The sequence below is a fragment of the Pseudomonas sp. PF05 genome (genome assembly GCF_056521845.1).
The window spans coordinates 51,326-62,826 of sequence record NZ_JBWLPW010000001.1 but is presented as its reverse complement, the minus strand read 5'-3'; the positions used below and the strand labels follow the sequence as shown (position 1 = coordinate 62,826).

12 protein-coding genes are annotated in these 11,501 nt (G+C 57.9%); all 12 read right to left on the bottom strand.

Annotated elements, in window-relative coordinates:
• Window positions 1–15: 15 nt before the first annotated feature.
• Window positions 16–342 (bottom strand): flagellar hook-basal body complex protein FliE, encoded by a 327-nt coding sequence (gene fliE, locus AC09SL_RS00260; protein ID WP_003199082.1) that lies wholly within the window; start codon window positions 340–342, stop codon window positions 16–18.
• 215 nt (window positions 343–557) lie between these two features.
• A complete protein-coding gene (gene fleR, locus AC09SL_RS00255) occupies window positions 558–1,952 on the bottom strand; it encodes a sigma-54-dependent response regulator transcription factor FleR (protein WP_058542256.1) in 1,395 nt (464 codons plus the stop codon).
• A 5-nt stretch (window positions 1,953–1,957) separates the two neighbouring features.
• Entirely contained in the window at window positions 1,958–3,166 is a 1,209-nt protein-coding gene (locus tag AC09SL_RS00250; RefSeq protein WP_058542255.1) for a sensor histidine kinase, read from the bottom strand.
• 110 nt (window positions 3,167–3,276) lie between these two features.
• Entirely contained in the window at window positions 3,277–4,752 is a 1,476-nt protein-coding gene (locus AC09SL_RS00245; protein ID WP_058542254.1) for a sigma-54 dependent transcriptional regulator, read from the bottom strand.
• A 169-nt stretch (window positions 4,753–4,921) separates the two neighbouring features.
• Window positions 4,922–5,218, bottom strand: coding sequence for a flagellar protein FliT (fliT, locus tag AC09SL_RS00240; RefSeq protein WP_058542253.1), 297 nt, complete (start codon window positions 5,216–5,218; stop codon window positions 4,922–4,924).
• Between the two features lie 11 nt (window positions 5,219–5,229).
• Entirely contained in the window at window positions 5,230–5,625 is a 396-nt protein-coding gene (fliS, locus tag AC09SL_RS00235; RefSeq protein WP_014337156.1) for a flagellar export chaperone FliS, read from the bottom strand.
• Between the two features lie 131 nt (window positions 5,626–5,756).
• Entirely contained in the window at window positions 5,757–7,190 is a 1,434-nt protein-coding gene (gene fliD, locus AC09SL_RS00230; protein ID WP_058542252.1) for a flagellar filament capping protein FliD, read from the bottom strand.
• An 82-nt stretch (window positions 7,191–7,272) separates the two neighbouring features.
• Window positions 7,273–7,638, bottom strand: a complete 366-nt coding sequence (locus tag AC09SL_RS00225; RefSeq protein ID WP_058542251.1) for a flagellar protein FlaG — start codon at window positions 7,636–7,638, stop codon at window positions 7,273–7,275.
• A gap of 72 nt (window positions 7,639–7,710) precedes the next feature.
• Window positions 7,711–8,562, bottom strand: a complete 852-nt coding sequence (locus AC09SL_RS00220; RefSeq protein WP_058542250.1) for a flagellin domain-containing protein — start codon at window positions 8,560–8,562, stop codon at window positions 7,711–7,713.
• 253 nt (window positions 8,563–8,815) lie between these two features.
• The gene (locus tag AC09SL_RS00215; protein WP_058542249.1) at window positions 8,816–9,085 is read right to left on the bottom strand and encodes a hypothetical protein; all 270 of its coding nucleotides are present in this window, start codon (window positions 9,083–9,085) and stop codon (window positions 8,816–8,818) included.
• Window positions 9,082–10,374 carry a motility associated factor glycosyltransferase family protein gene (locus AC09SL_RS00210; protein WP_058542248.1) on the bottom strand — a complete coding sequence of 431 codons (1,293 nt, stop codon included), beginning with the start codon at window positions 10,372–10,374 and terminating at the stop codon, window positions 9,082–9,084. The genes AC09SL_RS00215 and AC09SL_RS00210 overlap by 4 nt, the downstream gene beginning before the upstream one ends.
• Before the next feature lie 83 nt (window positions 10,375–10,457).
• Complete coding sequence (locus AC09SL_RS00205) at window positions 10,458–11,384, bottom strand: ketoacyl-ACP synthase III (protein WP_058542247.1); 927 nt, start codon at window positions 11,382–11,384, stop codon at window positions 10,458–10,460.
• Window positions 11,385–11,501: the final 117 nt, after the last annotated feature.

Below are 11,501 nucleotides of genomic sequence, written 5' to 3'. Positions count from 1 at the left end.
ACTCAATAATTTCCTTTAAACCGGCATCTGCATGATGTCTTGGTAGGCTTGAACCAGTTTGTTGCGAACCTGGGTCAACGCCTGAAACGAGACACTGGCTTTCTGCGAGGAGATCATTACGTCCGTCAGGTCGACGCCACTTTTGCCAATCTCGAAAGCACTGGCCAACTGGTTCGACGCCTGCTGGGTATCGTTCACTTTATTGACGGCCTGACCGAGCATGTCGGAAAAGCTGCTGCCACCCACCTGGGGGACCGCGACCGATTTAGGCTGGGCCATGGCGTCCATTTGCATGGCCCGCATGTCCAACATCAACCGATTAAATTCAATACCTTGGCTCATGGTCTACTCTCTCTGGCGGCCCGCATTTTTTTGACACTTACTCAGCGGGTATTCAGGTATTAGCAACAAGGGTGCCAGCTCCATGGCCGCAAAAAACAAATACATGTGGGAGCGGGCTTGCTCGCGAAAGCGGTGGTTCAGTCAATGCAACGGTGACTGGCAAATCGCTTTCGCGAGCAAGCCCGCTCCCACAAGGGATATTCGGTGCACATCATTCAACTGGCGAACAGATAAGCCTCGACGTCCATGCCAGCGTCGCGCATTTGCGCCAGCTTGTAGCGCAGGGTGCGCGGGCTGATCCCCAGGCGTTCGGCCGCCTCCTTGCGGCGACCGCGTTCGGCGCGCAGGGTGTCGATGATCATCTGGAACTCGCGACGACGCAGGTCGTCGCCCAAGGCACCGGCCGACTCGCCCTCCACTTCCACCGGAGGGGCAAAGGCCGCAGCTGGTACCGGCGACAGTGCAGGCAATGGCGCGCACGCCACCGGGCCCGCCAGGCAGAAATCCTCCGGCTGGATCAAGCCGCCCTGCTGCAGGATCAAGGCCCGCTGGATGGCGTTATCGAGCTCCCGGACATTGCCCGGCCACGGGTAGGCGATCAGGCAGGCCCGGGCATCGGCTGAAAGCCGGGCGGCAGCATGCTTCATTTTATTGACGTGTTTGTTCAGCAGACGCTCAGCCAGCGGCAGGATATCGGCGGTGCGCTCGCGCAACGGACGCCAGGCCAGCGGGAAGACCGACAGGCGGTAATAGAGGTCCTCACGAAACCGCCCCGCCGCCACTTCGCCAGCCAGATCACGGTTGGTGGTTGCCACCACGCGGATATCCAGGCTGATGGGCTTGCGCGCACCGACTCGCTCCACTTCCCGCTCCTGCAATACCCGCAGCAATTTGGCCTGCAAGCCCATCGGCATTTCTGAAATTTCATCGAGCAGGATCGTACCGCCGTCGGCCTGTTCGAACTTACCGGCCTGGGCGGCGATGGCCCCGGTGAACGAGCCCTTTTCATGACCGAACAGTGTCGCCTCGAGCATGTTGTCGGGAATCGCCGCGCAATTGATGGCGATGAACGGTTCGCTGGCGCGCCGGGACTGTTGATGGATGTAGCGCGCCAGCACTTCCTTGCCCGTACCGGACTCGCCGGAAATCAACACGGTTGAATCGCTGCGTGCTACCCGCGCGGCCAATTCCAGCAGTTGTGCACTGGCCGGCTCGATGGCCACCGGCCCTTCGCCCTCGACCGCGAGACTGCCCAAGGCATGGCGCGCGACCAGGTCCAGCAGTGCTTTTGGCTCGAACGGTTTGACCAGGTAATCCGCCGCGCCCTGGCGCATGGCATCCACCGCGCGCTCGACGGCGCCGTGAGCGGTCATCAGCAAAACCGGCAGTTGCGGCTGACGGGCGCGCAACAGGCCGAGCAATTGATGGCCATCCATGCCCGGCATATTGACGTCACTGACCACCAGGCTGAATGCTTCGCGGCCCACTGCCAGCAACGCTTCTTCCGCCGAACCGACGGCGGCGTAGTCGTGCCCGGCGAGCACCAGCGTATCGGCCAGCGCCTCGCGCAAGGCCCGGTCATCTTCAACCAGCAACACCTTGATCGCCATGGCTTTCACTCCACCCCTGGCGCATTGGAAAACAGCGGCAAGCACACCGTCGCACAGGTGCCACGGCCCAACCGCGAGCGCAGTTGCAATTCGCCCTGATGGGCACGCGCCACAGCCTTGACCACGGTCAGGCCCAGGCCGGTGCCAGTGGTCTTGGTGGTGAAGAATGGCTCGCCCAGGCGCGCCAGAACGGCCGGCTCGATACCGCTGCCGCTGTCGCTGACACACAAGCGCAAGGTGTGGTCGCGTGTATATAAGTGCACTTTCAGCCGGACGTCACCGCCACTGGCCTGGATCGCGTTTTCGATGAGATTCAACACCGCGCCCACCAAAGTGTCGCGGTTGCACAACACCTCACCGACGTGGCTATCGCACTGCCAGCGGATCGGCAGTTCCTGCACGTGGGTCAACGCCGCGGCCTGCAGTGACTGCAGCAAGGCCTTGGGAGTCACGCGGTCGGTCAACGGCAGCTCGCCGCGAGCGAATACCAGCATGTCGCGCACCTGGTGCTCCAGTTCGTGCAGACGTTCTTTCAAGCGTCCGGCGAACCGTTGCTGGGTTTGCATCGGCAATTGCTGCTCAGTCAGATGACTGGCATAGAGCAGCGCGGCAGAAAGCGGCGTACGAATCTGATGAGCCAACGACGCCACCATCCGCCCCAGCGAAGACAGGCGCTCATGGCGAGCCAACTGGTCTTGCAGGTGACGGGTTTCAGTCAAGTCATTGAGCAGCACCAACTGCCCCGGCTCGGCATCCAGTGAGCGCGTCGAGATGGACAGGCGACGACCGTCCTTGAGGGACACTTCATGACCGTCGTCTTCCCGGGGCGCAAAGCAGCGGGCGATGACATGCCGCCACAGCTCACCTTCCAACGGCAGGCCGAGCAACTCGCAAGCCGCCGGGTTGGCTTCGCGCACACGGCCGTGGGCGTCGATGACGATAACGCCACCGGGCAACAGGTCGAGGAGGTTTTGCAGACGATTAGCCAAGCGTTCCTTTTCCGCCAGTTCCTGCATGCGCTGGGCGCTGACCACGGCCAGCTCACCCTTGAGCTCGGTGACCCGGGCTTCGAGCAGGCTGTAGGAATCAGTCAGTTGACTGGACATCTGGTTGAACAGCGAAAATGCCTGCTCAAGTCCAAGCCGACTTGCCTGTTCGGCGGACGGCATGTGTCCCGATTCAGGGACAGGAGACATCTGGGCGGCTTGGGTCATCGTGCTCTCTCGCTTGGCTGACCGTCAGTTAAACGGAACGTTGCGAGGGCTATAGCAATACCCGTGCCGAAAAAAAACCGCCTGAAAATCAGGCGGTTGGAAAACAGGCGTCAATCATCCGCCTGTTCATCTCCTTCGCGACGGCTCATGCCGTACTTGCGCATCTTCTCCACGAGGGTGGTGCGACGGATGCGCAGGCGTTCTGCCGCGCGGGCCACGATGCCGTTGGCATCGTCCAGCGCCTGCTGGATCAGCCCTTGTTCCAGGCCTCCCAGGTAATCCTTGAGATCCAGGCCCTCAGGCGGCAACAAGGCATTGGCGGTGAAGTCCGGCGTATGGCCATTGATCGCCACCCGCTCTTCCAGATCGCTGCGCAGGCTGTCGACCATCTGCTCGTCTTCGTCGTCGACGTAGCGGAATTTCTTCGGCAATTCATTCACGCCGATCACCCCGTATGGGTGCATGATCGCCATGCGTTCCACCAGGTTGGCCAGCTCACGGACGTTGCCCGGCCAGCCGTGACGGCACAGGGACATGATCGCCGCCGAGTTGAAGCGGATCGAACCGCGCTTTTCGTGCTCCATGCGCGAGATCAGTTCGTTCATCAACAACGGAATATCTTCGACGCGCTCACGCAGTGGCGCCATTTCGATAGGGAAAACGTTGAGGCGGTAGTAGAGGTCTTCGCGGAAACTGCCAACCTCGATCATGCTCTCGAGGTTCTTGTGCGTGGCGGCAATGATCCGCACATCGACGCTCTGTGTCTTGTTGCTGCCCACGCGTTCGAAGGTGCGCTCCTGCAGGACCCGCAACAGCTTGACCTGCATGGGCAATGGCATGTCGCCGATTTCATCGAGAAACAGCGTACCGCCGTTAGCCAACTCGAAACGCCCGGCACGGCTGGTGATCGCACCGGTGAAGGCGCCCTTCTCATGGCCAAACAGCTCGCTCTCCAGCAACTCGGCCGGGATCGCGCCACAGTTGACTGGCACGAACGGCGCTTCGCGGCGCTTGGAATGGTAATGCAGGTTGCGCGCAACCACTTCCTTGCCGGTGCCCGACTCGCCCAGGATCAGCACGCTGGCGTCGGTATCGGCGACCTGCTGCATCATCTGGCGCACATGCTGGATCGCCCGGCTGGTGCCGACGAGGCTGCGAAAAAGGTTGGGTTCGCGATGCCTGCCGCGCTCGCGGGCCTGGTCGTACATCTCGCGATAAACCTGCGCGCGGTGCAGCGAATCAAGCAGCTTGCTGTAGCTGGGCGGCATTTCGAGCGTGGAAAGTACTCGGCGACGCTGGTCTTCAGGCAAGTCAAGGGAAGAATTTTCGCCCATTAACAAAACCGGAAGGAACTCATCCCAGGTTGAGAGTGTCTTTAGCAAGCCCAAAAGCGATGCGGGAGCATTTACGGTCCCGATAAGGACACAAATGACTTCACGACTGGACGACAATGAGCCGACAGCCTGCTGCCAGTCATGGCTTCCGCAGGGTAAATTTTCTTCGCCAAGAAAATTCAGGATCACCGCCAGGTCGCGGCGGCGGACGCTATCGTCATCAATCAGGAGAATTTTGGTTTCACGCCACATGCAATAGCAACTTCCCTAGTCAACCCAATGCCCGAAATTAGGGGGCAAGCTAGACGCTTGCAGACTTGTCATGCCTGTAGACGCCTTAAATCTGTAAACAGCTACTAGTTAAGTCAAAAAACCGTGCACAGTCAAATTTATGGCGCAACGGGCTCTCATTAACTGAGCATTAACCGAACAGATGGTAAACCTTTGCGGCGCTCTGTGCTTGATGGATCTGCTGCATCTCGTCGACGATCGCCTGACGCTCCCCCGTCGCCGCCTCCAGCAACTGCCGATACACCCCCAGCAATTCCTCAAGATTATTGCGCAACGCCGCCTCGTCCACCTCAGACTCGCCCAGGACGTCTTCCATGCAGGAACGGCAAGCCAGGTCCAACTGGCCGATTGCCTCCCAATTACGCTCGGCCAGGGCATCGACCAGGGCATCACGGGTTTGTTCGATTCGCTGCAAGACAAGACTCATGAGCGTACTCCTTAGAATTGCGGACCCGGTACAGCGATGGCATCCCAACCTTCCTTGACCGTGCCAAGCAGATCGGCGACTTCGTCGAGGATCTTCGGATCAGTCTTGGCGTTGGCTTCGGCCAGGCGCTTCATCATGTAGGTATAGAGGTTATCCAGCTCGGTTACCGATTCGGCCTGGTTTTCCAGGTCCAGGCCTTCACGCAAACCGCCGATAATGCCGATGGCCTTGCTGATCAGTACGCCTTTGTTGGCGATATCCTTACGCTCCATTGCACCCTTGGCCTGGGCAATGCGATCCAGCCCGCCCTCCATCAGCATCTGCACCAGACGATGGGGACTTGCTTCGGAGGTTTGCGCCTGGGCGCCAATCTTCTGGTATTGGCGAAGGGCTAACATCGGATTCATGTTCTACCTCATCAAAAAACTTCGGTTCGTATAAACAGCGTATCGACGCTGCGTCAAAAAACTTTAGGTCGAAAAGCCGAAAGCCCGGAACGCTGTCAAAACGTTGCCGGGCCTTTTGCATCGGTCGAAGATCAGCTGTTTTTCTGTTGTGCCGTCAACGCTTCGAACATGGAGGTGATGTTGCTGGCGGTGGCTTTAAGCCTGCCAACCAGAGTGTCCATGTCGTTGTACTTTTTGGTCAGTACAGCGGTGAGGGTTTCGATGCGGCGGTCCAAGGCCAACTGGTCTTCACTCAGTTTCGCCTTAAGAATTTCCAGGTTCTTGGATCGCGCCGTAAGGATGTTATCGACGGACTTTCCATTGGAGTCCTTCTTACTGGTCTCCGTGTAGGGATTGAGTGCATTCTGCATGCGCTCGATCAGGCCATTTTCCCCGGTGAACAGGGTCTGGATTTCCCCACCCAACTGCTTTTCGTTCACGGCAGTTGCGAATTTTGCACTGTCAAAATCCAGGGCGCCAGTCGTCTGGTTGGTCGTAATTCCCAATTGGGACAACACGGTCAGCTTATCGCCGGCACCGGTTTCGGACAACGGCGCGCGAATCGCGGCCAAAAGCGAGCGTGGCAATGAGTCGCCGGTCAACGCTGCAGGAACGGAATTACCATCAGCATCCGTCGAAGGCTTCGTCAACGATGTTACTGCCTTGGCAATGGCATTATAAGCATCGACGAATTTCTGGATCGAAGCTTTCAGGCCGTCGGTGTTGGCGGCAACGGTGACAGTTGTCGGACCGGAGCCGGCGACGAGTAATGTCATGTTCAAGCCCGAAATAACATTATCCAGCTTGTTGGTTGGACTGGTCATTGACAGCCCATCAACAGTAAAAATTGCGTCTTTAGCGAGGCCGATTGAACCCGAAGAAGTTGCGCTGGGCGTCCCCATCTCCGTAGAACCGTCGGCGGCCAGGCTGGCAATTCCGCTGAGCGAGATATCACTGCCAGCGCCGGTTTTCGTCGACCCCACCACTAAACGGGAACCAAAGTTGTCCGTGACGATGTTGGCGGTCAAACCACTGGAGGAATATTTGCTATTGATCGCATCCCGAACCGACTGCAGCGTCGCGTCAGCTGGGATATCAAGCGTGTAATCGGTGCCACTTTGGCTGATGGTCAGCGTGCCCGCCTCTACGGCACTGGAGGTGCCACCCGCGAATGCGGCGGTAGCGACTTTTGATGACGTCGCCAACTGAGTGACATTTACCGAGTAAGTGCCACTAACTGCCGAATTTCCGGCTGTCACCGTCAACGCACTGGTGTTGGCCGAAGTAGCAGCGACCCCAGTAAATTGGGGCGTGGTCGTGCTGCCCAGGCTTTCAAGCGCAGATTGGAAGGTAGCCAGCAGCGACTTCAGGGTGCCGATCCCCGAAATATTGGCCGCATTGGTCTTGGTGGCACGGTCAATCTGACCTTGCTTGGCTGCTTTGTCAGAATCCACCAATGCCTTGACGATAGCACCGGTATCAAGGCCAGAGCCTAAACCCAAGCCAGGTAGAATTGGACTTGCCATGTGGGACTCCCTTCAGTGTGCCGCCGGCCTTTTGACCTTTACAACGCTCAAAAGAACCAAACAACAAAATTCGTGCCAGCTGTCAGGCTTGTGCGCTGAACAACAGGCTGCTTGCATCATTCAAACTGTTCGCCAGTTTAAGCACTTCTTCATTAGGGATCTGGCGAATCACTTCACCGGAACCACTGGCAATCACTTTGACAACCACTTTGCCTGAAGGCTCATCGATTGAGAACTCCAGGTTGCGCTTGACCGACTGAACGAAGGTTTCGATTTCCTGAACCGCCTTCTTCAGCTTCTCTTGCTCGGCCACGGCGTCTTTGGGCTTATCCTTGACCGGTACCACTTCGGCAGCATCGGCTCGAGGCTTCTCCGCTGATTTTTCGGCAAATGTCGTCGCCGGCTTCGCAGCTGGATAAGACAAGTTCAGCTTCACGCTCATATCCATGTCCATCACCTCTTGAACGGAAAAAGCGAGAGAGTACGCAAGCGCACTCCCCCGCTAAAACTCATCCAGCTATTACTGAAGCAGCTTCAGTACAGCGGATGGCAACTGGTTGGCCTGGGCCAGAACCGAAGTGGAAGCCTGTTGCAGAGTCTGCTGCTTGGTCAGCTGGGCAGTTTCAGCAGCGAAGTCGGTGTCTTGTACGCGACCCAATGCAGCAGCAGCGTTTTCGTTGACGTTTTGCAGGTTGGAGATGGTGCTGGTCAGACGGTTTTGTGCAGCACCGAGGTCAGCACGGCTGGCGTTGATGGTTGCCAGTGCAGCGTCGATTGCGTCGATTGCAGCAGAGGTGCTGGCTTCTGCAGTGGCACTGCTGTTACCGGTGATGGCGATGGCACCAGAGTCAACACTCAGGGTTGCAGCGTCGAAGCCGCTATCCAGAGTCAGGGTAATCTGGTTGGTAGCACCGGTGTTGGAACCGACCTGGAAGGTCATGGTGCCAGCGGAACCGTCGATCAGATTCTTGCCGTTCAGGTTGGTCGAATCAGCGATACGAGTCAGTTCGTCCGACATCTGAGCAAATTCTTTGTTCAGAGCCACACGGTCAGCAGTACCGTTGGAGTCGTTTCGAGCCTGGACAGCCAGTTCACGCATACGCTGCAGGATGTTGGTGGATTCCTGCAGAGCGCCTTCAGCGGTCTGAGCGATGGAGATACCGTCGTTGGCGTTTTTGATCGCAACAGTCTGACCGCGGATTTGCGAAGTCATACGGGTAGCGATCTGCAGGCCGGCGGCGTCATCTTTGGCGCTGTTGATTTTCAGGCCGGAAGACAGACGGGTCATCGAAGTGGAGAGAGCATCGGAAGCCCGGTTCAGGTTCTTCTGAACGTTCAACGATGTGACGTTGGTGTTTACTGTTAAAGCCATGACGAATTCCTCGTTGGTTGGGTACTGCGGCTTCCGGCCCTGGCAACCGCCGGGTGTGGCCTAGAGAACCTTCGTAATAGTTATCGTCGTAATCGGAACTTGCTTTAGCGGTTTTTTCAAAAATTTTGCCATCAGGGTGCCACCCCTCATAAATCAAGGACTTGGCAACACCCGCAGGGTAAAAAAATGACGCCAGGGAACTGCCGCAATCGGAACCTGATCGGAAGATGGCAACGATCAACAGGCCAACGACTTAAATCGCCTGACCAGCGGTCAACAGATCAACCAACTCGTACTCAAGATAATCAGCCAGCGAAAGCCAGTTCTGGCCCTGTTGATCGTTGAACATCAACGTGAGCAACCCGCTCCACGATGATTGGAGGTCGCCAGGCATAAGCTCGATAAAAGCCTGTGCCGCTTCGATCATCGCCACCATCGCCAGCCCTGCCTCGACATCGCACCCCAGACGAAACAGGCGCGCGCACTCACGGGCATCAACAACCAGAGTTTCAAGCCCGGTCATCGCACAAACTCCGGATGAAAAACAGTGCCCACGATCATCGCCCCATCCCGACTGCTGTTATAGAAACGCACCTGGGGATGGTCGGCGATAAAACGCTCCAGTTCACACAGATAGCTGCGAAAGTTGAGCTGGGTCTTGACCCGCTGGCCATGACCATCCAGCACCCAGTGTTTTGCCGCGCCCAGTTGCGGCCCGAGGTCGCCATCCCCCCAGCCGGCATGGGTCTTGTCATTAGGGAAGGCGAAATCGGCCCCGAACAGAGTGATGTGTGCCGCTCCCATTTTTACCGCCAGGTCCACCGCCGGATGAATCACGCTGCCGCCCACATGCAGTTCGCCTCGACGCGATTGTTGACGCAACGATCCATAAATCGGACTGGAGGAGTAAGCGCAATACCGAGGCCCCTGCCAGGCGCGGAGCATCACGGGGTCAGCCATTGGCATGTAGACCAGCGAAATGGCGCCCGTGTTTTGCGACGGGAGATGTTGCGTCGAGATACGTTGATCGATGCTGACCACAATATCCGGTCGGATGCCGTGGTTGATCAACGGTCGGTAGGCCGTATCGACACAAACCAGCAAGGGACGCCCAGGTTGGTCGTTCAGGCCGCGCAGCGTCTCGAAGTGCTGCTCAAGACTAGGGCCGGTGGCAATGACAAACGCTTCCCGTCCATCTAGGGAGTTGAACAGTTCGGTAACATCACGATCTGCTTGCACCAGGCCGAAAGTGGCTTGCAGGCGCTCGATGATTTGCGGTGCCTCAGGGTGGAATTCACGGTTGTTGAACGCCAGGTGGGTTTCACTGATCAATCGATCACGAATTTTCGCGTTGAAGTCATCGGCTAACACCAGCTCGGCAGGCAACGCAAAAAATGGCGACTGGATCTCGGCAAGGTCCCCCGCATAAAGCAGTTCGACCCGTGGATCGGCGAGCCATGGCGATTGATCCAGCAGCTGCAACACCAAGGCGAACACCGAACCGTTGAGGACATGCACGTACAGTTTCGCGAGCCCTACCCGCTCCAACAGCCGGCCTTGCAGATCCCCCAGCCCAGTGCCATAAACATGCACAATGGCAGCGTCCAGCGGCAGGCTGGCGGCTTGCAGGTCTGCCTCGGCGAGACGGTCATGGCGGCTGGTCAACTGAATGCCATTGATGCTCAGGGTCGAACCAAGCCCCTCGACCAGATCCGCCTGCAACGCACCAACATCCTCCAGCAACAGGTGCTCGGCCAGGGCAGGCCAACGCTGCTGGATCACCTGGAGGTTGTGTTCAAAGAACTCGCTCATGGCATCTCGCTTTTGCATCAGGCAAAAAAATAGCGTTCAAGGTTACACCTTGGACGCTATTTTTGTGCCCGGGTTTTAGTGGTTTACGGGCGATAGATGATCGCCGAGCCCCAGGACAGGCCCACGCCAAAACCACTTAATGCCACGCGCGTCCAATCGGAATCGAGCACGTGTTTTTCCAGCAGTAACGGAATGCTCGACGACACGGTGTTCCCGGTCTCGACCATGTCCTTGATGAACTTTTCCGGCTCACCCTCGAAACGCCGCGCCACGGCATCGACAATCGCCGCACTGCCCTGGTGAATGCAGAACGCATCAATGTCGCTGGCCTGCAGATCGGAATCGGCGAGCAACTCATGCAGATGGGCCGGCACCTTGAGCAAGGCGAAGTTGAACACCTGGCGGCCGTTCATGAAGAACACGCCGTCGCTGACCTTCAGGTGCGGCGCGCCGGAACCGTCGGTGCCGAACTTGGCCTTGCCCAGCTGCCAAGGCGCCTCTTCACCCATCCAGGTCGCGGTGGCGGCGTCGCCAAACAACATCGTGGTGTTGCGGTCTTCCGGATCGACGATTTTCGAATACGGATCGGCCGTTATCAGCAGGCCATTTTTCAGGCCGGCAGCTTCCATGAAGCCCTTGATGGCGTAGATGCCATAGACATAACCCGAACAGCCCAGGGAGATATCAAACGCCGCCACGGTGGTCGGCAAGCCGAGCTTGTCCTGAACAATGGCCGCCGTGTGAGGCAAACCTTCTTCGTCACCGTTCTGGGTGACGACGATCAGTACATCGACAGATTCGCGCTTCAGTCCGGGATTGTTGGCAAACAGCGCATTGGCCGCTTCTACACACAGGTCCGAGGTTTCCTGCCCGTCATCCTTGCGTGGCAAGAAGGCCGAACCGATCTTGCCCAGGATGAACTCTTCATCCTTTTCGAATTTCGCACCCTGTGCGTAATTGTCCACGCCGGCTACAGGAACGTAGCTCGCAATGCTTTTTATGCCAATCATTACGGCTTCCCAATCAAAAACAGCCCAATACCACCGCTCGCAAGGAATCGAGGGGCGCCGACAAACGGGAAGTGTAAAGGGCTATCACTGGGCCTGATAAGGGCCAGGCGCCATCTT

Coding starts and splice junctions, on each gene's coding strand:
- fliE (WP_003199082.1), bottom strand. CDS start 342: ATGAGCCAAGGTATTGAATTTAATCGGTTGATGTTGGACATGCGGGCC.
- fleR (WP_058542256.1), bottom strand. CDS start 1,952: ATGGCGATCAAGGTGTTGCTGGTTGAAGATGACCGGGCCTTGCGCGAG.
- AC09SL_RS00250 (WP_058542255.1), bottom strand. CDS start 3,166: ATGACCCAAGCCGCCCAGATGTCTCCTGTCCCTGAATCGGGACACATG.
- AC09SL_RS00245 (WP_058542254.1), bottom strand. CDS start 4,752: ATGTGGCGTGAAACCAAAATTCTCCTGATTGATGACGATAGCGTCCGC.
- fliT (WP_058542253.1), bottom strand. CDS start 5,218: ATGAGTCTTGTCTTGCAGCGAATCGAACAAACCCGTGATGCCCTGGTC.
- fliS (WP_014337156.1), bottom strand. CDS start 5,625: ATGAATCCGATGTTAGCCCTTCGCCAATACCAGAAGATTGGCGCCCAG.
- fliD (WP_058542252.1), bottom strand. CDS start 7,190: ATGGCAAGTCCAATTCTACCTGGCTTGGGTTTAGGCTCTGGCCTTGAT.
- AC09SL_RS00225 (WP_058542251.1), bottom strand. CDS start 7,638: ATGGATATGAGCGTGAAGCTGAACTTGTCTTATCCAGCTGCGAAGCCG.
- AC09SL_RS00220 (WP_058542250.1), bottom strand. CDS start 8,562: ATGGCTTTAACAGTAAACACCAACGTCACATCGTTGAACGTTCAGAAG.
- AC09SL_RS00215 (WP_058542249.1), bottom strand. CDS start 9,085: ATGACCGGGCTTGAAACTCTGGTTGTTGATGCCCGTGAGTGCGCGCGC.
- AC09SL_RS00210 (WP_058542248.1), bottom strand. CDS start 10,374: ATGAGCGAGTTCTTTGAACACAACCTCCAGGTGATCCAGCAGCGTTGG.
- AC09SL_RS00205 (WP_058542247.1), bottom strand. CDS start 11,384: ATGATTGGCATAAAAAGCATTGCGAGCTACGTTCCTGTAGCCGGCGTG.